Origin of the sequence: Staphylococcus caledonicus (genome assembly GCF_016238465.1) — a bacterium.
In the GTDB taxonomy this organism is placed as follows: Bacteria; Bacillota; Bacilli; order Staphylococcales; family Staphylococcaceae; genus Staphylococcus; species Staphylococcus caledonicus.
The window spans coordinates 209,541-231,524 of the sequence record NZ_JABTXV010000002.1; the positions used below are offsets into that span (position 1 = coordinate 209,541).

At 34.7% G+C, this 21,984-nt stretch carries 21 protein-coding genes, 1 pseudogene and 1 riboswitch; of the genes and pseudogenes, 9 read left to right on the forward strand and 13 right to left on the reverse strand.

From position 1 onward, the window contains the following. Positions 1 to 53: 53 nt before the first annotated feature. Together HS848_RS07655 and HS848_RS07660 are read right to left on the reverse strand one after the other, a co-directional pair. Positions 54 to 665 carry a cell surface protein gene (locus HS848_RS07655; RefSeq protein WP_198611868.1) on the reverse strand — a complete coding sequence of 204 codons (612 nt, stop codon included), beginning with the start codon at positions 663 to 665 and terminating at the stop codon, positions 54 to 56. A 178-nt stretch (positions 666 to 843) separates the two neighbouring features. Continuing rightward, positions 844 to 1,269, reverse strand: coding sequence for a hypothetical protein (locus tag HS848_RS07660; RefSeq protein ID WP_198611869.1), 426 nt, complete (start codon positions 1,267 to 1,269; stop codon positions 844 to 846). Positions 1,270 to 1,420: 151 nt separating this feature from the next. After that, a riboswitch (SAM riboswitch) is annotated at positions 1,421 to 1,527 on the forward strand. A 112-nt stretch (positions 1,528 to 1,639) separates the two neighbouring features. On the opposite strand from HS848_RS07660, the gene HS848_RS07665 reads away from it, so the two are divergent. Both HS848_RS07665 and HS848_RS07670 read left to right on the forward strand, forming a co-directional pair. After that, positions 1,640 to 2,389: a MetQ/NlpA family ABC transporter substrate-binding protein gene (locus tag HS848_RS07665; protein WP_408642065.1), complete on the forward strand. Its 750-nt coding sequence runs from the start codon at positions 1,640 to 1,642 to the stop codon at positions 2,387 to 2,389. A gap of 320 nt (positions 2,390 to 2,709) precedes the next feature. Next, positions 2,710 to 4,047 (forward strand): aspartate aminotransferase family protein, encoded by a 1,338-nt coding sequence (locus tag HS848_RS07670; RefSeq protein WP_198611870.1) that lies wholly within the window; start codon positions 2,710 to 2,712, stop codon positions 4,045 to 4,047. 149 nt (positions 4,048 to 4,196) lie between these two features. On the opposite strand, the gene HS848_RS07675 is transcribed toward HS848_RS07670, so the two are convergent. Then, positions 4,197 to 5,648 (reverse strand): APC family permease, encoded by a 1,452-nt coding sequence (locus HS848_RS07675; RefSeq protein WP_198611871.1) that lies wholly within the window; start codon positions 5,646 to 5,648, stop codon positions 4,197 to 4,199. A 770-nt stretch (positions 5,649 to 6,418) separates the two neighbouring features. On the opposite strand from HS848_RS07675, the gene alsS reads away from it, so the two are divergent. Beyond that, a complete protein-coding gene (gene alsS, locus HS848_RS07680) occupies positions 6,419 to 8,083 on the forward strand; it encodes an acetolactate synthase AlsS (protein ID WP_198611872.1) in 1,665 nt (554 codons plus the stop codon). A 30-nt stretch (positions 8,084 to 8,113) separates the two neighbouring features. Further along, positions 8,114 to 8,818, forward strand: a complete 705-nt coding sequence (gene budA / locus HS848_RS07685; protein ID WP_107507055.1) for an acetolactate decarboxylase — start codon at positions 8,114 to 8,116, stop codon at positions 8,816 to 8,818. A 325-nt stretch (positions 8,819 to 9,143) separates the two neighbouring features. Here budA and HS848_RS07690 read toward each other — a convergent pair whose 3' ends face one another. After that, the gene (locus tag HS848_RS07690) at positions 9,144 to 10,832 is read right to left on the reverse strand and encodes a CocE/NonD family hydrolase (RefSeq protein WP_198611873.1); all 1,689 of its coding nucleotides are present in this window, start codon (positions 10,830 to 10,832) and stop codon (positions 9,144 to 9,146) included. Between the two features lie 158 nt (positions 10,833 to 10,990). Between HS848_RS07690 and HS848_RS07695 the strand changes: the two genes are divergently transcribed. The 3 genes from HS848_RS07695 (at position 10,991) to HS848_RS07705 (ending at position 12,993) form a co-directional block, all read left to right on the forward strand. Continuing rightward, a complete protein-coding gene (locus HS848_RS07695) occupies positions 10,991 to 11,584 on the forward strand; it encodes a TetR/AcrR family transcriptional regulator (RefSeq protein WP_198611874.1) in 594 nt (197 codons plus the stop codon). A 107-nt stretch (positions 11,585 to 11,691) separates the two neighbouring features. After that, positions 11,692 to 12,198, forward strand: coding sequence for a DUF3278 domain-containing protein (locus HS848_RS07700; protein ID WP_198611875.1), 507 nt, complete (start codon positions 11,692 to 11,694; stop codon positions 12,196 to 12,198). A 78-nt stretch (positions 12,199 to 12,276) separates the two neighbouring features. Next, positions 12,277 to 12,993: an epoxyqueuosine reductase QueH gene (locus HS848_RS07705; RefSeq protein WP_107507059.1), complete on the forward strand. Its 717-nt coding sequence runs from the start codon at positions 12,277 to 12,279 to the stop codon at positions 12,991 to 12,993. Positions 12,994 to 13,059: 66 nt separating this feature from the next. On the opposite strand, the gene HS848_RS07710 is transcribed toward HS848_RS07705, so the two are convergent. The 3 genes from HS848_RS07710 to HS848_RS07720 form a co-directional block, all read right to left on the reverse strand. Further along, positions 13,060 to 13,677, reverse strand: coding sequence for a LysE/ArgO family amino acid transporter (locus HS848_RS07710; RefSeq protein ID WP_198611876.1), 618 nt, complete (start codon positions 13,675 to 13,677; stop codon positions 13,060 to 13,062). A gap of 305 nt (positions 13,678 to 13,982) precedes the next feature. Beyond that, entirely contained in the window at positions 13,983 to 14,267 is a 285-nt protein-coding gene (locus HS848_RS07715) for a hypothetical protein (RefSeq protein ID WP_198611877.1), read from the reverse strand. A 154-nt stretch (positions 14,268 to 14,421) separates the two neighbouring features. Further along, on the reverse strand, positions 14,422 to 15,489 hold the full coding sequence (locus HS848_RS07720; protein WP_198611878.1) for a quinone-dependent dihydroorotate dehydrogenase: 1,068 nt from the start codon (positions 15,487 to 15,489) through the stop codon (positions 14,422 to 14,424). 239 nt (positions 15,490 to 15,728) lie between these two features. Between HS848_RS07720 and HS848_RS07725 the strand changes: the two genes are divergently transcribed. Next, complete coding sequence (locus tag HS848_RS07725; protein WP_198611879.1) at positions 15,729 to 16,583, forward strand: fructosamine kinase family protein; 855 nt, start codon at positions 15,729 to 15,731, stop codon at positions 16,581 to 16,583. A 160-nt stretch (positions 16,584 to 16,743) separates the two neighbouring features. On the opposite strand, the pseudogene HS848_RS07730 reads toward HS848_RS07725, so the two are convergent. From HS848_RS07730 to HS848_RS07755, 6 genes and pseudogenes are all read right to left on the reverse strand, one after another. Further along, positions 16,744 to 17,683, reverse strand: a pseudogene (locus HS848_RS07730) (amidohydrolase family protein). 6 nt (positions 17,684 to 17,689) lie between these two features. Next, the gene (locus HS848_RS07735; protein WP_107507065.1) at positions 17,690 to 18,316 is read right to left on the reverse strand and encodes a nuclear transport factor 2 family protein; all 627 of its coding nucleotides are present in this window, start codon (positions 18,314 to 18,316) and stop codon (positions 17,690 to 17,692) included. Between the two features lie 24 nt (positions 18,317 to 18,340). After that, positions 18,341 to 19,177, reverse strand: a complete 837-nt coding sequence (locus HS848_RS07740) for an alpha/beta fold hydrolase (RefSeq protein ID WP_198611880.1) — start codon at positions 19,175 to 19,177, stop codon at positions 18,341 to 18,343. Between the two features lie 71 nt (positions 19,178 to 19,248). Continuing rightward, a complete protein-coding gene (locus tag HS848_RS07745) occupies positions 19,249 to 20,253 on the reverse strand; it encodes an amidohydrolase family protein (protein ID WP_198611881.1) in 1,005 nt (334 codons plus the stop codon). 37 nt (positions 20,254 to 20,290) lie between these two features. After that, on the reverse strand, positions 20,291 to 20,995 hold the full coding sequence (locus HS848_RS07750) for an SDR family NAD(P)-dependent oxidoreductase (protein WP_198611882.1): 705 nt from the start codon (positions 20,993 to 20,995) through the stop codon (positions 20,291 to 20,293). A 2-nt stretch (positions 20,996 to 20,997) separates the two neighbouring features. After that, positions 20,998 to 21,552: a TetR/AcrR family transcriptional regulator gene (locus tag HS848_RS07755; protein WP_198611883.1), complete on the reverse strand. Its 555-nt coding sequence runs from the start codon at positions 21,550 to 21,552 to the stop codon at positions 20,998 to 21,000. A gap of 128 nt (positions 21,553 to 21,680) precedes the next feature. Between HS848_RS07755 and HS848_RS07760 the strand changes: the two genes are divergently transcribed. Then, the gene (locus HS848_RS07760; RefSeq protein WP_198611884.1) at positions 21,681 to 21,980 is read left to right on the forward strand and encodes a DUF2316 family protein; all 300 of its coding nucleotides are present in this window, start codon (positions 21,681 to 21,683) and stop codon (positions 21,978 to 21,980) included. Positions 21,981 to 21,984: the final 4 nt, after the last annotated feature.

A 21,984-nucleotide genomic window follows, 5' to 3' on the forward strand; every position in this document is an offset into this window, starting at 1 on the left:
CCCACTTCTAAGGGTGCATTATTTTTTCTATCTCACTAAAAACATTCAAGATATTATGCAGTTTTTCTAGTTGTGCGATTGATTAAAATTAAACTACCTAGTAGAAATAATGAACTACCTAAAGCCTGAATAGGTTGATGATGATTGGCATCACCAGTCTGAGGCAATGTTTTGTTTAAAGTAGATTGATGTGTATTAGTTTTAGATGATGGGACTTCTGTAGAAGCTACATTTCCTACATAATACGTGTTCAATTCACGAGCATTATCTACGGAAGAAGCGTCTGAAGTAGTTGGAGATGGGTTATCTAATTCAGCAGCTTTTGCGATGCCGTGTTCCGCATGTGTATCTTCACTTGCTAATTGATTAAAATCACTAAATTTATCATTTTTATATTCTACTTCGCCAGTTTTATAAACTCTGTAGACGCCTACACCAGAATTTGCTTTATTATGACTTTCAATTTCGAAATAGTTACCTTTATCTATGGCTTTGCCGAAGTTTTGTAAATCAGGGTTGCCTCCACTATTAGACATTGCTTCTTGTGCAACTTGTTGTGCATTGTCCTTCGTAACCATTTCTGCAGCTAATGCATGGTTTGAGTTTAAATATAATATTACCGTACCTATTAGAACAGTTAACGCCAATAGAGAAACCTTCTTCACAATGCAAACCCCATTTCATTTATTATCGATTACAGCCTTAGTGTAACACTCAGAATTGAATTAAATAGGGCTTTAAAACAAACGATATCGAAACTTTAACCTAGCTTAAAGAACTCACCTTTTGTAAATCTAGCTTAACAATATTAAAGGTTATTTAAAGTTTATAATTTCTGTGAATTTAGTATTTCTTTTTTGAAAAGTAGGGTATAGCCCATGCCATTAAACAAATGAAGATAATGTGCGCAACCATCCATAAACCATACTCAAGCCAACTGAATTGGAATATCTCACGTCGTGCTAACATAATTAAGAGTGGATAGAGTACGATGAATATCAACATAAGTAACACATAACTTAGGTTATAAAGTAGCTTAGATATATGATAAATAAACAAGAAAACAATATATATAATAAAACCTATCAATACATGAATCAGTAATTCTACTACTAATGGTACTTTACTTGGATCAGCTAAGAAGTCAATGTTGATAAGTAATAAAGTAAGATGCGTGGATTGTGTAAAGACATCCATAATGGCCATAGTAATAAGCAAGACTATACTTATTATTAAGGCGCTTAATAGGTGATAGCCGTAACGTAACATTGTTAGCCTCCTTTAATCTTGATATTGATTATATTACTATTCCCTTGGCAACAAAGACTAACACGTGCTAACTTTTCGGAATATTTAAAAAATATATTGACCGGCTATAGAGTGAATGCTAAGATAATATCAATTCAATAAAACGTGTTAACTCTTATCGAGAGTGGTGGAGGGATGTGCCCTATGAAACCCAGCAACCGTCGTTTAACGAAATGGTGCTAATTCACATAAAGTAGACAATACTTTAAGAGATAAGAGAGAGAGTGTATCGATGCTTTCTCTTAAATAGATAGAAAGTATTTTTTTGTGTCTTCTAATCATTTAAGAGTGCTCATTTTATTGGAAAATATAAATAAAGGTGTCGATACATATGAAAAAGTGGATAAGTATTATAAGTGTTTTAGTCTTGATTTTAGTATTATCAGCATGTGGCAAAGATAAGGAAGAGAATAAGAAGATTACAGTAGCTGCATCTCCTGCACCACACGGAGATGTATTGAAGAAAGCAAAAGCACAATTGAAAAAGAAAGGCTATGACTTAGAAGTAAAAGAAGTAAATGACTATAAAGTGCCTAATAAATTGTTAGATAAAGGCGATGTCGATGCGAACTTCTTCCAACATGTACCTTATTTGAAAGCAGAGAAGAAGAGTCATGGATATAAAATAGAAGAACTTGGTAAAGTATTTACAACACCAATGGGCGTGTATAGTAAAAAATATAAACACCTTAAAGATATTCCGGAGGGCTCAACGATATACGTCTCTAATAACCCAGCTGAAGAAGGACGTTTCTTGTCATTCTTTGTTAATGAAGGTTTAGCTAAATTGAAAAAAGGTGTAAAAATAGAAGATGCCAAATTTGAAGACGTTGTGGAAAATAAAAAGAATTTAAAATTCAACCATCAACAAGGTGCTGAATTCTTACCTAAAACATATAAAAATGGAGAAGGCGCTGCGGTTATTATGAACTCTAACTATGCTATCGATAACGGCTTAAAACCTTCAAGAGATGCGATTGTTATGGAAGGTAAATCATCACCATTCGCCAATATTCTTGCAGTTCAAGAAGGACATAAAAACGATAAAAAATTCCAAGAACTATTAAAAGTAATGCAATAAAAAGAAATTAAAGATTACATTAAGAAAGAATACGGGGATGATGTAATCCCGTACGAAAGTAAATAATAAATAGAGAAGGGTAAGGGAGAAATCTTGTTCAAAGGTTTCAACCTTACCTTTATTTATTTTGTTTGAGAATTTATATTTTTTAATTTTTCTGAAAATATTTACAAATCTGACAATTATTAGTATATTGATAAATATTACTTAACAATGTTTTGGGCGAAAGCCGAGAGAAACCTGGATAAATGGCCACTATACTTGGCCATCATCCTATTCAACTACATATCCAGGTGTCTCTCTTGGGAGGATGGATACGAATGACAAAGTCAGAGCAACTTATAAATGAAGATGGGAAATATTTTGCAGCGTCAGGAAGAATTAAATACTATCCATTAGCGATTGATCACGGCTATGGGGCAACGTTGGTTGATGTAGATGGAAAAGAGTATATTGACTTGTTATCAAGTGCAAGCTCACAGAATGTAGGCCATGCACCAAAACGCGTAACAGAAGCGATTAAAAAGCAAGTTGATAAATTTATTCATTATACGCCTGCCTATATGTATCATGAACCAGCTGTGAAATTATCTAAAAAGCTTTGTGATATTGCGCCAGGGGATTTTGATAAACGCGTAACCTTTGGATTAAGTGGTTCAGATGCCAACGATGGTGTAATTAAATTTGCGCGAGCGTATACAGGGCGACCATACATTATCAGTTTTACAAATGCTTATCATGAGTCAACATTTGGTTCATTATCCATGTCAGCAATCAGTTTGAATATGCGTAAACATTATGGTCCTTTATTAAGTGGGTTTTACCATATTCCATTCCCTGATAAATATAGAGGAATGTATGAACAACCGACACCAAATACAGTAGAAGAATACTTAGCACCGCTTAAAGAGATGTTCGCGAAATATGTACCCGCTGAAGAAGTGGCCTGTATCATGGTGGAAACGATTCAAGGAGACGGTGGCTTATTAGAACCGGTAGAAGGCTACTTTGAAGCGTTAGAGGCGTTATGTCATGAACATGGTATTTTAATTGCCGTAGATGATATTCAACAAGGCCTTGGCCGTACTGGTACTTGGAGTTCAATTGATCACTTCAACTTTACTCCAGATTTAATTACATTCGGTAAATCACTGGCTGGTGGCTTACCTATGTCAGCAATCGTGGGGCGTAAAGAAATTATCGAAAGCCTAGAAGCACCTGCGCATCTGTTCACTACAGGAGCGAATCCAGTAAGTTGTGAAGCGGCTCTCGCAACATTAGAAATGATTGAAGAAGACGATTTATTAACTGCTAGCTCTGAAAAGGGGAGCTACGTACGTCAACGAATGGACCAATGGGTGACTAAATATGACTATGTCGGTGATGTACGAGGTATCGGTTTATCGATTGGTATAGATATAGTGTCTGATAAAGAAACTAAGACAAGAGCGTCACAAGAAGCATTGAAAATTTGTAACTATTGCTTTGAACATGGTTTGGTAATTATTGCGGTAGCTGGTAATGTCTTACGTTTCCAACCACCACTCGTCATTACCTATGAACAACTTGATTATGCACTAGATACACTAGAAGACGCATTACAAGCCTTACAAGAAGGACGCTTAGATCAATATGACATTAACGGCCAAGGCTGGTAAGTAGTACAACAGATACCCCATTAATTTAGTTTAGGGATGTTTATTAAAATAATTAAAATCAACGTAGTATTAAATAAAAAAGGAGTAGGGATGATTCTCATTGAATCACCTCTACTCCTGTTTAGTTTGTTATGATTTTTAAATGTATATTAATCTTTAGGAACGATATAGTCTTTTTCTTCATTTTTCTTAGAATGTTTAATGCCATAGAAAACATAAATGATAATACCAACTAAGAACCAAATTAAAGTATAAAGTTTCGCTTCAAAGCTTAAGCCCCAGAATACTAATAATACTAAAACGAAAGTAACGATTGGTAATACTGGGAAGAATGGCACTTTAAATGCTGGTACCGGCAAGTCTTTACCTTCACGTTTTCTTAAGCGATACATTGCTAATGACACAAACATAAATGCTACCAATGTTCCGGCTGAAATAAGTTGCGCTAAGAATGCGAATGGGAACATTGATCCAATTAACACACCAATAATAGTAAGAATGACAAGCGCTCTATTAGGTAAATGCTTTCCATTTAAGTGTGCTAACCATGATGGTAATAAGCCGTCACGACCAAATGAATACAGTAGACGTGAACCTGCTAACATCATACCGATTAAAGCAGTAAACATACCAACAACTGAAATTGCTTGTACGACTGCGGCTACTACACCGTGACCACTTTGACGTAATGCCCAACCTACAGGTTCTGCATTTCCAGCATATTTAGAATAGTGGAACATACCTACTAATACTAATGCTACGGCTACGAATAATACGATAGCGACGATTAAAGAACCTAAGATACCACGTGGCATTGTCTTTTGTGGATTGATTGCTTCAGCTGAGTTAGCTGCGATAGAGTCAAATCCAATGTAAGCTAAGAAAATCATTGATACGCCAGCATAAATACCTTGCCAACCACCGAAGTCACCATTTGCTGTCACTTTATGTTCTGGAATAAATGGAACATAATTTGACGCTTGAATCGCAGTTAAACCTACGATAACGAATAAGATAATAGCTAAAACTTTTAAAATAACTAAAATATTCTCAATACGTGCAGCTTCTGTCATACCACGAGACAGCAACAAAGCAGTAAGAATGATTACCACGGCTGCAATGATATCGATAATACCACCATCTGCACCAAAAGGATTGGATAGGGCTTTAGGTAACGCGATACCTAAGGGCGATACTAATCCTCGTAAGTTGGCGGAGAAACCGGAAGCCACAAAGGCTACGGCAATGAAGTATTCGGCTAAGAGCGCCCAACCGGCTACCCAACCAAAGAATTCTCCAAATAGTACGTTAATCCAGGAATAAGCTGAACCGGCAAACGGCATAGTTGACGCCATTTCCGCATATGAGAAAGCGACTAATCCCGCTACGATAGCAGCCAATAGGAATGATAAAGCTACCGCTGGACCTGCATGCTCGGCTGCAACGACTCCAGGTAATGTAAAGATTGAAGTTGATACGATTGTCCCTACACCTAATGCAAGAAAGTCTCGGACACGCAATGTGCGTTTTAAATGTCCGTCTTTATTTTGATAGATAGTGGGATCTTCTTTTCTAGTGAAATTATTGAAAAAACTGGACATAATGTTGAACCTCCACTGTTGTTTTTAAAACTTCTATAAGATTAGCTTGTCATTAATTTAATATTTATTATCATAGCATAAAACTTTAGATTTTTGTCTAAAATTTCTGAAAATTTAAAGTTTTCTTACTTTTTGAGAAAAGGATATATGTGACAAGAAAATTCAAAATGATAAAATTGATTATAGCAGATATAAAGAAAATAAAAACAACTAAAAAGAGTAAAAATATACTTTAAATATAAAAAGTGGGCTTAATGTCGCGAATCGCACTATAAATATAGGAGATAAGTCAAGTAATAATACCTATTTATTTGAAAGATTTTGTCGAAAATGAAACAAAGTTGACCTATTCCAAAATGGAATGGGTTCTATCGAAAATATGTATTTTATTAATAGTTCAACGCATACTATAATGAAACACGTAATAAAGTTACAACATATTCAAATGAATTTATAAAGTGTGTGTTTAATCATTCCCCTTAAATTGTAGCAGGACATATGTACTGCACAATTATGATTTATTACACAATCTTGACATAAATAGAAGACTCCCATCTCACATTTGAATATGCTTTATTAACTGAGATTACAATGCAACAATGATAAATGAAGCAACTTTAAATATAAGAAGCCACGACAAACATGTAACAAAGTCTTTCCCTCTTTTTCCCTTAAAAAATAGGCATGTATGTGGCTTCTTTTTAATACTAAAATTACAAATAATAATAAAAATATAAAATAATATTTGATTTGAAAGGATATGAATTTAGATGGCTAAAGAAAATTATTCTGCAGCAGATATGGTCATTGATACTTTAAAAAATAATAATGTGGATTACGTGTTTGGTATTCCTGGAGCGAAAATAGACTATCTATTTGATGCGTTAGAAGATGATGGTCCTGAACTTATCGTTACACGTCACGAACAAAACGCAGCGATGATGGCACAAGGCGTTGGTCGTTTAACTGGTAACCCAGGTGTAGCTTTAGTGACAAGTGGCCCAGGGGTAAGTAACCTAACAACAGGTCTATTAACTGCCACATCAGAAGGTGATCCAGTCCTAGCCATTGGTGGTCAAGTTAAACGTAACGACTTATTACGTCTTACACACCAAGCTGTAGATAATGCTTCTCTTTTAAGATCATCTACAAAATATAGCGCTGAAGTCCAAGACCCTGAATCGTTATCTGAAGTGATGACAAACGCAATCCGTACAGCTACTTCAGGTAAAAATGGGGCAAGCTTCATCAGTATCCCACAAGACGTTATTTCAGCACCTGTTCAATCTAAAGCAATCAATTTATGCGAACGCCCTCAATTAGGCGTACCATCAGTTGATGAAATTAAAGAAGTCATCCATGAAATCCAACAAGCTAAATTCCCAGTACTTCTTGCAGGTATGAGAAGTTCAAGTGAAAAAGAAACAGAAGCAATTCGCCAATTAGTCGCTAAAACAAACTTACCAGTAGTTGAAACATTCCAAGGTGCTGGCGTGCTTAACCGTGAATTAGAAAATCATTTCTTCGGACGTGTCGGTTTATTCCGTAACCAAGTTGGTGACGAATTATTAAGAAAAGCTGACTTAGTAGTTACTATCGGTTATGACCCAATCGAATACGAAGCAAGTAACTGGAATAAAGAATTAGATACTGAAATTATTGCGATTGACGAAGTACAAGCAGAAATTACAAACTTCCTACGTCCTAAAAAAGAAATCGTAGGTAATATCGCAGGTACAATTCAATTATTATCTGAAAACGTGACTGAACCTATCATTAATGAAGAACGTTTAAATGATTTAGAACAATTAAGAGCAGATATTATAGAAGCAACTGGTGTTAAATACACTCATGAAGATGGTGTGATGCACCCATTAGAAATTATTGAAACAATGCAAAACAATTTAACTGATGATACAACTGTAACTGTCGATGTAGGTAGTCACTACATTTGGATGGCACGTAAATTCAGAAGTTATAACCCAAGACATTTATTATTTAGTAATGGTATGCAAACATTAGGTGTAGCATTACCATGGGCAATTGCTGCAGCGTTAGTTCGTCCAAACACACAAGTTGTGTCAGTAGCAGGTGACGGTGGTTTCTTATTCTCAGCTCAAGATCTTGAAACTGCAGTTCGTAAAAAATTAAACATCATCCAATTAATCTGGAACGATGGTAAATATAATATGGTAGAATTCCAAGAAGAAATGAAATATAAACGTTCATCTGGTGTCGACTTTGGACCAGTAGATTACGTTAAATATGCTGAAGCATTTGGTGCTAAAGGTCTTCGTGTCACTAGCCAAGAAGAACTTGAAGCTGCTATCAAAGAAGGATATGAAACTGAAGGACCAGTTGTTATCGATATCCCAGTTAACTATAAAGATAATATTAAATTATCAACAAACATGTTACCAGATTCTTTAAACTAATTTTCAATAATTATAGGAGTGAATATTAAAATGAGTCACGTATTATATCAACACGGTACATTAGGTACATTAATGGCAGGCTTATTAGAAGGTACTGCAACAATCGATGAACTATTAGAACACGGTGATTCAGGGCTAGCAACATTAACTGGTTCTAATGGGGAAGTCATCTTCCTTAACGGTGAAGCATTTCATGCGAACGAGCACAAAGAATTTACTAAGCTTAAAGGTGACGAAATGACACCATACGCAACAATTACTAAATTTGAAGCGGATGAGTCATACCAAACTACTGATAAAGATTCTGAAAAGGTTCTAAATGAAGTGAAAGAACATATGTTGAGTGATAATTTATTCTCTGCAGTAAAAATCAGTGGTACTTTCAAAAAAATGCATGTGCGTATGATGCCTAAACAAGAACCTCCATATACACGCTTAATTGATTCTGCACGTAGACAACCTGAAGAAACACGTGAAGATATTAAAGGTACAGTGATTGGTTTCTTCACACCAGAATTATTCCATGGTATTGGGTCATCAGGTTTCCATATTCACTTTGCTAATGATGATCGTAACTTCGGTGGTCACGTATTAGACTTTGAAGTGGATGATGTGACAGTTGAAATTCAAAACTTTGAAACATTCCAACAACATTTCCCAGTAAATAATAAAACATTTACTGAAACTGAAATTGACTACGCAGACGTAGCCGATGAAATCAGAGAAGCAGAATAATTTTTAAATAAGAGACTCGGCATGGTTGATTTCTAATCGAATTAACCATGCCGAGTCTTTTTGTTTTATATAGTACTACGTATTGTTGACTTTGCTTTCCTGGGTGGACTGGCTAAGCCAAGGTCTTAGCCTAGCCCTGTTCCCCTAGGAGTCTCGCCAACAATACTTCGTGATAATAAATAGTGATATTTTTAAAGAGAAGCATAGAAATATAAAGTAATTTCAAATGTTTGTTCGCTCTTTTTAGTTTCTAAATGCAAAATTTAAGGCTAAGACGTTTTTATATAAACGTCTTAGCCTCTTTCCTACGATTAGTCAAGGTATCTTATTTAATTACTGGGATGATGAGGTGTGAATCATAATCGTTACCAGTATAAATAAGGTGTTTGCCTTTATTAACTGTTTCTTCGTGTTCATAACGTGTTTTCATGTTAGGTAGTGGTGTACTGTTGCCTTTAACGATTTCATTGCCTTTAACAACCACTACTAAAGATTCGCCTTGTTTGAATAATGTACCAGAAGGTAAGAGTTCAATTTCGACAGGTACAATTTCACCAGGTTCGAATTTTAATTCTTGTTCATGTGTATGCCATGGTTGTGCAATTGTTGATTTTGTTTCATCTAATTCGCGATGAGATGCACGTAACCAACCTGTTGCAACTTGGCCATTTTCAATATGGTTAAAGTCAGGGAAATGAACTTCATTACCTCGACGGTCTAATTTTTTAATACCGGCGAATAAATCTAAATCATTCGTTTCTTCTGCAGCTACCCATAATTTCAATTTCATGTTACCAGTTAATTCTGTATCTTCTTCAAATGTGTATGTGTAACGTGCTTCATCGTCGTCACTTTCAGAATTGTACGTTGCTACAGCTTTATCTGAAGGTTGTTGCACATTTAATGACATATTGTCACTATCTAAATATAAAGCTTGATAATCAGTGTTTGTTAATGGGAAATTATCCGCAGTTTTAAATGTTCCACGGTAGAATTTATCTCTTACTTCATAAATCACATGTGGTGTATCTAACCAGTCATTATCTTCTTCTTTTAGATAATAATCGAAGTATTCTTTTTGACGTTCAAGATTTTCGCGTGAATAATAGCTTTCCCATTCTTTTCGACCGTGTACGTATAACCATTTATTGTCTGAGCTAGCTTGTTTAAAGCCTTCAAAAGTTCCTCTGTTGTGTAAGCCTTGAGTAGACCAGCTTGCGCAAGTTAATAATGGTGTAGTGATATTAGCTAGTGGTGCTTGACGTTGTTTCCAGAATGAATCGAATAATGGGTGATCTGTTTGAGCTTGGATTAAATCTTCAATGTTTGGATTATCTGTCCATCTTGCAAAGATACCTTGAATCCAGAAGCGATAGAAACCAGTATCTGGAATACCGCCATGGAACGCTATTTCACGATACATGTCATTTAAGCCTTCCCAAGGAATCATAGCTTTAAGGTGTGGAGGATTTAGGGAAGCAACCCACCATTGTGTAACAGCTAAATAAGACACGCCATTTGTACCAATATTACCGTTACTCCAATCTTGTTGAGCAGCCCATTCAATTACTTCATAGTAATCTTCAGCTTCACGTTTAGACCATGGAGATAATATGCCATTAGAACCAGCGCTACCTCTTAAAGCTACTTTGACTACAACATAATCATTGGGTACCCAGAAACCTGGATCAGGTGATTCTTCAGGTGTGAAACTTGAAGTTGGGATTGCACCAAGTGTTGGCCAAGCTGCGCCCATATTAGTAATTTTAGGTTTGTTATCTTTACCATAAGTATCTGCAGACATAACTACTGGGAAGTTGCCTGATTTATTTGGACGGAAAATGTTAACGTATAAAACTTCGCCATCTTTCATTGGTACTGCTACGTCTTTTTCCATAATCATTTCTTGATTACCATATTGAATACTATCTACTACAATATGATTAACGCCTTCTTTAACGTCTTCAACATCTGTTACTTCTAATTGTGGATTACCTAAGAATTTATTTGTCATACTAGTTCATCCTTTCGTTAAACATTCTTTTCGAATACAACTTCATAGTAAGAGATAATAACTTTATCTACAACAATCAATGCATTGTCAGTTGTACGAAAACCAACAAAATAGATATAATTGTGTAATAACATGTAGTTTAAAGAGAGGTTTGAACAATGGTTCAAGATAGAAGAATTAGAAAATCACAAAATGCCATTAAAAGCGCATTTCTTGAATTACTGCAACAACAGACTTTTAATGATATTACCGTGCAACAAATTACAGATTTAGCTGATATTAATCGTGGGACGTTTTATACCCACTATTTAGATAAATACGATTTATTGGAAAAATTAGAAGACGAACATGTTGATATCGTACGTGCTTTTATTAATGAAAGTAAAACGAGTAGTGGAGGTCAATTCTCAACTGAAGACTTACGTCAAATTATGGAGTTTCTTATCTCCCACATCGAAGAGAATATAGGGTTTTACCGTTTAATGTTCAAAGTGGGTAAAGAATCGATGCTACATGAAAAATTATATAGCTTATTAAATAGTTATCTTAATAGCTTTACAAGTGAAGAAGGTAAGATTAGCGGTATTCCATTCTCCTATTTCATGAGTTATGTATCTGGAGCTGGATTATCATTTTTACGTCATTGGGTAGAAGACGACCAACGTGTTCCTAAAGAAGATTTGATTCAATACTTCTACGACATTGTCAACCATGGTCCTGCAACCATTTTACAAAGAGAAATAGAAAAATAAATAGCTAAGGTTCTAGTGTGAAAATGTCATTTATATTTGACATAACCTCTGATGTTTTTTATAGTGAAGATAACGTAGCTATCAAATTTATGAGGTGAGTGGCGATAATGAGCACTAGAGATAAAATCATCAATCGTATCATTGGCGTAAGAGGCGAACGAGACGAAAGAGAGAAAATTGAACTTTATTCAAAATTTACTACTGCTTTCTTAGTAGCTTATTTAGGAATATTTATTATAGCGACAATCAGTTTAATTAATGATTATGTAACCCGCCAGGTCAACATACCAACAATAGGCATCTTTGCTGTTTTTCTAGCAGTGAATGTAACATTAATGATTACTGTTCGGAAAAATAAGTTAGATACAGAACGTGTTTATACTGAGGAAGAATACGAAGAATTATTGAGAAAAAATAAAATGAATTGTGTAGGGGCTACAATCATTATTACTCTAGTAATGTTTTTATATGATTTAGCTTGGTCTTATATGTGGAAAGAATCTTTAAACCTAGCCTTTATACTTATTAAAGATGGGTTAATAGGGCTAGCGTTTGGTGTAACGATTTATTTTATGGCCAAAAAAAGAATTACAAAAGAATATAAAATTGAATAGCATAAAATTATAATTCATTATCCTAATACTCCTTAAATATTATATAATTAATACATATAATATTTGAGGAGCGTTTTTATGTTAAAAGCAGATCCAATCATTGCGAAAATGAAGAATCAAAAGATTAATTATGACAAAGTGCTAAAAAAATTAATTAATCAGTGGGAGCGAGAAGATATACGCCCTAAAATTTTACTTCATAGTTGTTGTGCGCCTTGTAGCACGTATACTTTAGAGTACTTAACTCAATATGCAGATATTGCTATCTATTTTGCAAATCCTAATATTCATCCGAAAAATGAATATTTGCGACGTGCTAAAGTCCAAGAACAATTTGTGAAAGATTTTAATGAACGTACAGGACAAAATGTTAAATATATTGAGGCACCTTATCAACCTCACGAATTTATGAAAATGGCTAAATCACGTGGTTTAACTGAAGAACCAGAAGGGGGATTACGTTGTACTGCGTGTTTTGAGATGCGACTAGAATTAGTTGCTAAAGCAGCAGTTGAGTATGGCTATGATTACTTTGGTAGTGCACTCACGTTATCACCGAAGAAAAATGCACAGTTAATCAATGAACTAGGCATGGAAGTTCAAAATTTATATGATGTCAGTTATTTGCCTAGTGATTTCAAGAAAAATAAAGGTTACGAACGTTCAATTGAAATGTGTAATGACTACAATATTTTTAGACAATGTTACTGTGGTTGCGTATTTGCAGCAATGGCTCAAGGTATTGATTTTAAAAAGATTAATCAAGAAGCCAAAGCCTTTTTAGAACAACATTAGTACCACTTTTTTAGTTAAATAGCTAACAGCCCCTCACTACAACATGTAATAAGGGGCTGTTAACTATTAATAGAGTAACTGAATAATATTTTTTAAAATAATAAGACTTACAATAAAGACAATTATGCATGAAAGTTTATTCAAAACGATGATGTATTTACCTGTTTTATCTATACTGCCTAACAATTTACCTAATATAGCTAAAAAAATAAACCAAAACCAAGACACGGATATTGTAGCTATAGCGAAAGCTATTTTTTCATAACTGGTATATATAGAAGCACTCGTACCTATCACGCCTACAGTATCCATAATCGCATGGGGATTCAGTAAGGATACAGATAAAGCAAAGCCAATTTGTTTCTTAGTACTCATAGGGGCCATATCTCTAACATTTGAAGGCTGTTCTTTCCATAAAGACCATGCCATATATAAAAGAAATACAAATCCTATAATGTATATAATAAGTTGTAAAATAGGGAGCGACATTAATATTAATGAAACGCCTAATATAGCAATGACTATAAGGAAAGTATCACAAAAACTAGCCGTTATAATTACAGGAAGTGCTTTAGTAAGCTTCTTCTGATTGGCTCCTTGATTAAATACAAATACATTTTGCGCCCCTAAAGGCAGGATTAGACCTAAGGCTAATAAAATCCCGTGTATAGTTGCTTGTAACATTAGTTAACTCACTTTCTACATGATATAAAGATGCATTCTTTAAACTATTAGAGAATAGAAACTTTCATGATAGGTCATATATTAATTTATATTCTGCTATTTATACAAACTCGCTATAATAATGACGCTTAATTTTTCTTTTTAAATAAACCTATAGTCAAAGCTATGACAGCTAATATTAAACCTACAGTAATTCCTGAACTCATTTAATCGTACTCCCTATATAAGATAATTAAATACAGAATAACTTTTAGTAGATAAAAATCCCAACTTAAATGGCAATGCATCAAGTTGGGATCATTCATTTATAGCGTACGATTGATAAAACGTATAATTGCTAGAACTGCTATGACTAAAGTTGAAAGGAGACCGGCTATTTTCCAACCTTTTTTCTGTTTTTCAGGTTCCGGGTCTTCATTCTCCATCATTTCTAATAATTCACGTTCGATTTCAAGATCTAATTCTGTTTTCTTCTCACCATTATAACCAATGCTATTATCATCTTTGGCTTGTTTTTGTTGAGATGTCGCAGATTGCTCTTCATTTGTTGACGTTTGATTTGTCTCTTTAGTTTTGTTTTCTACCGTCATAGAAATAATCCTCCGATAAACTTGCGTATCTTTGGTTTTAGTATAGTACAATATTTCATTAAGTAAAGTATTTTATTATTAAATTGTAGACAAAGTCTTTTTGAAAATTCGTAACCAATATAACGACATTTTTAAGCATAATTATTCCGGGAAACTATTTAGCATCTAATCCGATAATGTCGCTTACGTTGTTATAGTTATGTTGTTTTAAATATTTAGCAATATCTTTGTTGATTTTTTTAGTTAGACCTGGGCCTTCAATAACTAGAGATGAATAAATTTGGACGAGTGAAGCACCATTTCTCATCATTTGAATAGCATCTTGAGCGCTAAAGATACCACCAGTTCCAATAATTAAGAATTCACCGTTAGTTTGTTGGTATGCCCATTTCACTAATTCTAGATTTCTTTTGAAAAGGGGTTGTCCACTTAATCCGCCGTCTTCTACTTTATTTGGTGATGTTAAACCATCACGTTTACGTGTAGTATTGGCAAGAATCATACCGTCGAATGTTTCAGTAATTGCTGGCAAAATATTTTTAAAACTTTCTAATTCTAAATCAGATGTTAATTTTAAGAAAATAGGAACATTGATTTCTGTAGAAGCTTTGAAATCTTTTAATGCCTGGCATAGCATTGAGAATTCATCTTTATCATGGAAACTTTGTAAATTCTCAGTATTTGGTGAACTAATGTTGACAGTAAAGAATGACACGTCTGCTTTAAACGTATCGATAACTTTAATGTAGTCTTGATAACGCTCGTTATAAGCCGTTGTTTTATTAACACCTACATTTAAGCCAACTGGGATGTTATAGGCATGGCGACGTAAGTTACTTAACGCTTTGTTCATTCCGCTATTATTAAAGCCCATGCGATTGATTAACGCATTATCTTCAATTAAACGATACATACGTGGTTTAGGGTTGCCGTCTTGAGGTTTAGGTGTAATTCCACCTAATTCAAGTGCACCGAAGCCAGCATTTTCAAGGGCTTTAGGAACTTCACAAGATTTATCGAAGCCTGCTGCTAAACCGACTGGATTATTAAATTGAATACCTTTGATTGTTTGAGATAATGAAAGATCTTCGTAAGTAAATAATTTGTGGATAATTGGTAATAAGAAAGAGCGTTTTTGTGCGACTTTTAACGCATCAATGGTCATGCCATGTGCTTTCTCTGGGTCGAATTTAAATAATAGAGGTTTGATTAATTTGTACATAATAATGCTCCTATTTCATTGTATTTGAGGCTTACTATCCTCATTTAATATCATTGAAAAACATTTCTATATTAGACTAGCATGTTCATTACTAATTTCCTAGTCTATTTATCTAGTGTTTGAAAATTCGCCTCAAATTTGGGAGATAAGACAAATTCATGATAAAGATTAAAGTACACATTTTCAGGAAATATAATAATAATAATAATAAGGATAATCAACTAAAGGAGGATGCCTTTATGAATCAAGAATGGCAAGACCAATTACCATTGGATAATATACAAGAGATTACCCCGGTAAGTGGGGGCGATGTGAACGAAGCGTTTAAAGTAACGACAAAAGACGATGTCTATTTCTTATTAGTGCAACGTCATCGTGATAAATCATTCTATGCCAATGAAATTGCAGGGCTAGAAGCGTTTGAAGAAGCAGGAGTTACCGCACCACGCGTAATCGCTAACGGGGAAATTAAAGATGACGCCTTCCTAATCTTAAGTTATTTAGATGAAGGAACGAGTGGTAGCCAACGTGAATTAGGGCAATTAGTAGCTAAAATGCATAGCCAACAACAACCTGAAGGTGAATTCGGATTTGAGTTACCACACGAAGGCAGTGATATTTCATTTGATAATTCATGGTCAGATTCATGGATAGAAATATTTGTTGAACGTCGGATGGACCATTTGAGAGATGAATTAATGCGCAAAGGTTTATGGAATGAAGAAGATAATAAAGTTTACCAACAAGTGCGTACGGTCATGGTTAACAGTCTAGAAGAGCATAAGAGTAAACCCTCACTGTTACACGGTGACTTATGGGGTGGTAACTACATGTTCTTAACAGATGGCAGTCCGGCATTATTCGACCCGGCACCATTCTATGGCGATAGAGAATTTGACTTAGGTATTACGACCGTATTTGGAGGCTTTACTCAAGAATTCTATGATGAATATGAGAAACATTATCCTTCTGGAAAAGGATCACGTAAACGCTTAGAATTTTATAGATTATATCTCTTCATGGTTCACTTACTTAAATTTGGTGGAATGTACGCAAGCAGCGTCAACCGCTCAATGAACGAAATCCTAGCATAAATATCGAACCATATAGCATAAGAAGAACCTGAGAAATAAATATCTTGATTTAAAAATTACACGCAAATAACGTAGTATTGATAAAAAAGAGCGTAGAGATGATTTTATTTAATCACCTCTACGCTCATACTTTTGAATTTAAGTCCTAGTCGCTCTTTATTTATAGTGTTTTTAATAATTGTTGTCCATTATCATACAACATCTTTTCAAGTTCATGACGTGAAATTAACTCAGTAGATTCAAGTTCATCCGCTAACATCGTCACTACTTGATCCGTCGTATACGGTGCATCAGAACCATAGACAATCTTATTCATATCCACACATTGTGCAATGTTAGGTAACTGGTACGGTAAAACTTTTCCAGCTAAATCAAAGTAAAGCTCTTTCATCACCTGTTCTAAATCATCAGGTTGACGCTCGCTACCAAACATCTTATTACCCATCGCCACACGTTGCGCAATTACAGGTAATAAAGCACCGCAATGTGGCACAATCCATTTAATATTCGGATATTTACTAAACACGTTATTTTGACTCATATAAATAACCGTACGTGTTGTATCAAAAATAAATTCCATTAATGGTGCAGGAACTACTTCACTCATAGCTTCAATATTAGGTTTAGGTTCATTAGGGTGCAATGCATACTAATGCATGACGGTCGTTTAATTTAGCCAATACGTCGTCTAAACGTGCATCACCAATATAAATCCCACGTGCATTAGTAGGTAACGTAAAGCCTAACGCGCCTTGTTGATCTAACGCCTTATCAATTGTCGCAATGCTTTCTTCCACTAAAGGTAGTGGTAATGTCGCAAAGAAACCTAATTGTTCAGGGTATTTATGCACCATTTCAGAGGCATAGTCATTCACTTCTTTAGCTAAATCAACCATCTCATCATCAGGCGCAGCACTAATGTGCGGACTCGAAATAGATAACACACCATACTCAATTTCCATACGATTCATCAAATCTAGATAACCTTCAGGAGAGAAGGCAGGCGTCGCTACACCATCGCCTTTCCCATCAAAATATTTATCTAGAAAATGTGAAAATCCAGGTGAAATATAATGCGCATGCAAATCAATCTTCTTCATAGTTATTTACGCTTCCTTTTCTTTAAAAGTTAACCAACTATCGATTTCGTTATAATAATTACTTACTTCAGCCGGTCGATCGATACCTTGGAGTTCACTATTAACCTCATAACCAATTTCATTTAACGCATATGACAAGCACGCGTAACTTTCACGATAGCCTGCAAAATCTTGCTTTGGAAGATTAATGGTCGTAGGTTTAACTGGTGTTAAGCTATCTTTTTCATAAATACATTCAAGACGCGTGATGTACCAAACGCCTTGCTCATCTTGTTCGACACAGTAAACCAATTTAGCATCTGATTGTAATTCCATTTCAACATTTTGAATCGGTAAGCGTGTTTGAATTGTCGCTTGCATAATAGCTACAGCACGCGTGTCATTAATCCAAATTTGAGAATTATGGATTTGATGAGGCGCATAACGATTCATCTCTTTTGAAGAAGTGACAAATTCACTTCCTGTACCTTTAAACCAAGAGATATTGACGTAAGAATCTTTAGCGAAGCATGTGGCCATGCTGTCCCATAATGCATTATCACGACAAAAACGTTCAAATTGTATGAGTTCCAAAATGTCTTCTTTAGCTAATAATGTTTCCTGTGTATAGGGTTTGTTTCTAGTGAATAGCACAGTGCGGACACTCCTTTGAGTCAATTATCCCCATAATTCAAGTAAGACATTAGCGAAACCTTCTGGCTCTTGAACATAACCTAAATGGCCACCTGGAATATCAACAATATCGATACCAGTTTGTTCAGAGATATAGAAGTTAACTTCATGAGGGAATGAACCTTTTGAAGCTGTACCATTGAATAGAGTAATAATGTCTTTGTGTTTATTGAAATCATCAATTGAAATATCAGATTCAGTATATTGACGAATTTCATATTTAAACCAACCTAACATTTCGTCAAAGCGTTTTTTACTTTCTGCATCGTTCTCAGCTTGTGCAGGTTTAGACATAGATTGTTGGTCGATTTTGCTTATTTTAAGTGTTTCACCGAATAATTTCATTGCTTGAGGCATACCTTCATTGACTGCGATATCAATAATTTCGGCATTTTTGTCTTGCCAATATTTAGCATCTGGTAAGAATGTGTTGATTGGTGGTTCGTGGAAAGCAATTTTTTTTACAACATCTGGATGATCTTTTAATACGTGCATAGCAACGATTGAACCAGAACTTGAACCTAATACATATACAGGTTCATCACTAAGTGATTTAGCTAATTCAGCGATGTCTTGGGCATCACGTTTAACACGATAACGGCTATCTGGACTAGCGACTTCGTCAGGAAGTGGCTCAGTTAATTCACTTTGTCCATAACCACGACGGTCTACTGCTACTACTGTGAATTTATCTTTTAATTGTTGTGCAAGTGGCATAAAGATATCGCCTGTGCCGTTCGCACCAGGAATTAAGATAAGTACAGGACCATTGCCTACTTTGTTATAACGTAATTTAGCACCTTGTAATTCTAATGTTTCCATATTAAAAAACCTCCATTTAAATCAGTTTATTTTTAAAATTTCACTTAAAATGTATCTATATATTTATTTATTTATTTATCGAGGCCTAATAATTTAGCACCATTTTTATAACTAATTTTTTCTTGTTCTTCTTCTGTTAAGCCTAAGTCGCTTAGGAATGTACCTAATTTTTCAGGTTCAACATAAGGGTAGTCGGCTGCGTATAAAATCCTATCAATACCAACTTCAGCTTTAACTAAATCAAATTGTGGTTTAGTTAACATACCACTTGGCGTAATATAGAAATTATTTTTGAAATAATAACTAATTTCGTGTTCTAAGTGGTCTGCGAAGAGGATATCGTCCATACGTTCTAAGAAGAATGGTACAAATTCGCCCCAGTGACCAATAATCAAGTTTAAGTTAGGGTGACGATCGAAGACACCTGATAATACAAGGTGAATCGCATGAATACCTACGTCAACATGCCAACCATAACCGAAGCAAGCGAATGTAGCAGCAGTTACATCTGGATAGTTACCTTTGTAATAAGCTTGATATACATCGCTTTGTACTGGAGAAGGGTGCAAGTAAATTGGCACATTCAATTCTTCAGCTGTTGCGAATAAGTCATCGTATTCATCTTGATCTAAGAAACCATCGTTAGGATGGCCCATGATTAATGCACCTTTGAAACCAAGCTCATTGATACAACGTTTGAATTCTTCAACTGAAGCTTGTGGTTCATTAATTGGTAATGTGGCAAAGCCAACAAAGCGGTCAGGATGTTCTTTGATGTAGTCGGCTAATGTGTCATTCGCTTGTTGACACAATTCAATCGCACGTTCACCTTTTAAGTTTGAAGGTGCGCCATTACCGTATGATAATACTTGTTTTTCTATATCATGTTTATCCATAAATTTAATACGGGCATCATGATGTTTAATTTCATCAGCATCAGTGAAACCTGATTTTTGTTCAAGTCCTTTAAGCATCGTTTGCATAGGGACGCCTTTAGGGTCTGATGACATATGTTTCATCGTTTCTTGTTGAATTTCGTCTACGACATAGTGTTCTTCAAAGTTAATACTTTTCATTGAAAAGCCTCCTCATAAAATAGAAATGAATGGTTGATTACCAAGGTAATGTACCATTAGCATCAATAAATGTACCAGTAGGGCCGTCTTTATCGATTGTCGCAAGTTTCACAATTGGGATAACACCTTCAGAAGCAGGTTTAGAGTTATTGCTAAAGTCGTCAACTAAGTCAGTGTTTGTTGAGCCTGGATCTGCTGCGTTAATTTGAATATGTGGTAAACTTTTCGCGTATTGAACGGTCATCATCGTTACGGCAGATTTAGAAGAACAATAAGCTAATGAATTCACTTTAGATTCTTGTGTTTCAGGATTAGTCACCATGCCGAATGAACCCAGACCACTACTTACATTAACTACAACCGGTTGTTCAGATTGTTCAAGCAGTGGGATGAATGTATTCATCATTCGTACTATACCGAAGACATTCGTATTATAAACATCTTGAACATCGTTCGCTGTTAAATCAGCAGGTTTTTTAAAGCCACCTGAAATACCCGCATTGTTAATTAAGACATCTAAATGTCCTTCATTTTCTTTAATTGTGTTAAAAGCTTTTTCCACGGAAGCGTCATCTGTCACGTCGAGTTGTACAACTTCAACGCCAAGTTGTTCTGCAGCTTCACGGCCGCGTTCTTCATTACGAGAACCAATATATACTATATGTCCTTGTTGTTTTAATTCTTTCGCTGCTTCAAAGCCTAAACCTTTATTTCCACCAGTAATTAATGTAACTTTTTCCATTATTACTCCTCCTCATTAGGTAAATAGAGTTTTATTAAGTTATCTCTAAATGTTTCATTAGATAGTTGTCGTTCATTTTTTTGGAATGTAAATGTTGTTGTAGTTAAAGATTTTAATAACATGTCTGTTTTAAATATTGCCCATGATTCATCTTCATCATCATTAAATAAATCAAAGTAGTATTGATTTAAATTTTGAAAGAAATCACTAGAACGGAATAATTTAACGTTATCTTCACCTTCAATACAATTAAGTAAATCGCTATTATCCGTTTTAAATTTTAAAAATATATCAAGTGAATGACTCATAATTTCTTTCTTAGAAGAATAACGTTCTTTAACGCTTAACATTTGGTTCATGATAGTATCAAAATCATGTTCAATAATGTGGTAACATAAATCGCCCTTATCTTTAAAATGACGGTAGAGGGTTCCCATACCGATATTTAATTCTTTAGAAATTCGATTCATACTCACATTTTTAACCCCTTCCGAATTGAATAATTCGAGCGCCTTTTCTTCTATACGTTGTCGGTTTTCGCGTGCATCTTTACGCATCATATCACCCCTTTAAAATTTATATTATTGACAAACGGATAATGCTCCGTTTATTATAAATCGTGTTAATTAGTAATTCAAATATTAAGCATTATAATCATTTTATTTTAGAAAAGAGTTGTTAGTTGATGTCATTAAATAAAGAACAAAGACGTGTGACGAGTGAAGAACTTAAAGCACATTTTCATGAATCTACATTAAGTATTGAAAAGATTGCAGAAGAAATGAATATTTCTGTTACAGAAGTGGAAAAGGTGTTAAACATGGACGCTCCCAATGGATTCTTTGGTAATAAATTACAAAAATTCATACACTTAGTATGGGATGTTCGTGATTTAATCAATGACAACATTAAATTAAACGGAGATCAACCTAAAGAATATTCGTATTTAAAAGGCGATAAAGAAGATTATTGGTTCTTACAATAGGAGA

Bases quoted from the DNA above. Each gene is read 5' to 3' on its own strand.
- HS848_RS07745 (WP_198611881.1), bottom strand. From the start codon at position 20,253: ATGAAAAGTATTAACTTTGAAGAACACTATGTCGTAGACGAAATTCAA.
- budA (WP_107507055.1), top strand. From the start codon at position 8,114: ATGAGTCACGTATTATATCAACACGGTACATTAGGTACATTAATGGCA.
- HS848_RS07705 (WP_107507059.1), top strand. From the start codon at position 12,277: ATGTTAAAAGCAGATCCAATCATTGCGAAAATGAAGAATCAAAAGATT.
- HS848_RS07725 (WP_198611879.1), top strand. From the start codon at position 15,729: ATGAATCAAGAATGGCAAGACCAATTACCATTGGATAATATACAAGAG.
- HS848_RS07675 (WP_198611871.1), bottom strand. From the start codon at position 5,648: ATGTCCAGTTTTTTCAATAATTTCACTAGAAAAGAAGATCCCACTATC.
- HS848_RS07695 (WP_198611874.1), top strand. From the start codon at position 10,991: ATGGTTCAAGATAGAAGAATTAGAAAATCACAAAATGCCATTAAAAGC.
- HS848_RS07755 (WP_198611883.1), bottom strand. From the start codon at position 21,552: ATGCGTAAAGATGCACGCGAAAACCGACAACGTATAGAAGAAAAGGCG.
- HS848_RS07660 (WP_198611869.1), bottom strand. From the start codon at position 1,269: ATGTTACGTTACGGCTATCACCTATTAAGCGCCTTAATAATAAGTATA.
- HS848_RS07700 (WP_198611875.1), top strand. From the start codon at position 11,692: ATGAGCACTAGAGATAAAATCATCAATCGTATCATTGGCGTAAGAGGC.
- HS848_RS07740 (WP_198611880.1), bottom strand. From the start codon at position 19,177: ATGGAAACATTAGAATTACAAGGTGCTAAATTACGTTATAACAAAGTA.
- HS848_RS07690 (WP_198611873.1), bottom strand. From the start codon at position 10,832: ATGACAAATAAATTCTTAGGTAATCCACAATTAGAAGTAACAGATGTT.
- HS848_RS07710 (WP_198611876.1), bottom strand. From the start codon at position 13,677: ATGTTACAAGCAACTATACACGGGATTTTATTAGCCTTAGGTCTAATC.
- HS848_RS07760 (WP_198611884.1), top strand. From the start codon at position 21,681: ATGTCATTAAATAAAGAACAAAGACGTGTGACGAGTGAAGAACTTAAA.
- HS848_RS07665 (WP_408642065.1), top strand. From the start codon at position 1,640: ATGAAAAAGTGGATAAGTATTATAAGTGTTTTAGTCTTGATTTTAGTA.
- HS848_RS07720 (WP_198611878.1), bottom strand. From the start codon at position 15,489: ATGTACAAATTAATCAAACCTCTATTATTTAAATTCGACCCAGAGAAA.
- HS848_RS07670 (WP_198611870.1), top strand. From the start codon at position 2,710: ATGACAAAGTCAGAGCAACTTATAAATGAAGATGGGAAATATTTTGCA.
- HS848_RS07750 (WP_198611882.1), bottom strand. From the start codon at position 20,995: ATGGAAAAAGTTACATTAATTACTGGTGGAAATAAAGGTTTAGGCTTT.
- HS848_RS07715 (WP_198611877.1), bottom strand. From the start codon at position 14,267: ATGACGGTAGAAAACAAAACTAAAGAGACAAATCAAACGTCAACAAAT.
- alsS (WP_198611872.1), top strand. From the start codon at position 6,419: ATGGCTAAAGAAAATTATTCTGCAGCAGATATGGTCATTGATACTTTA.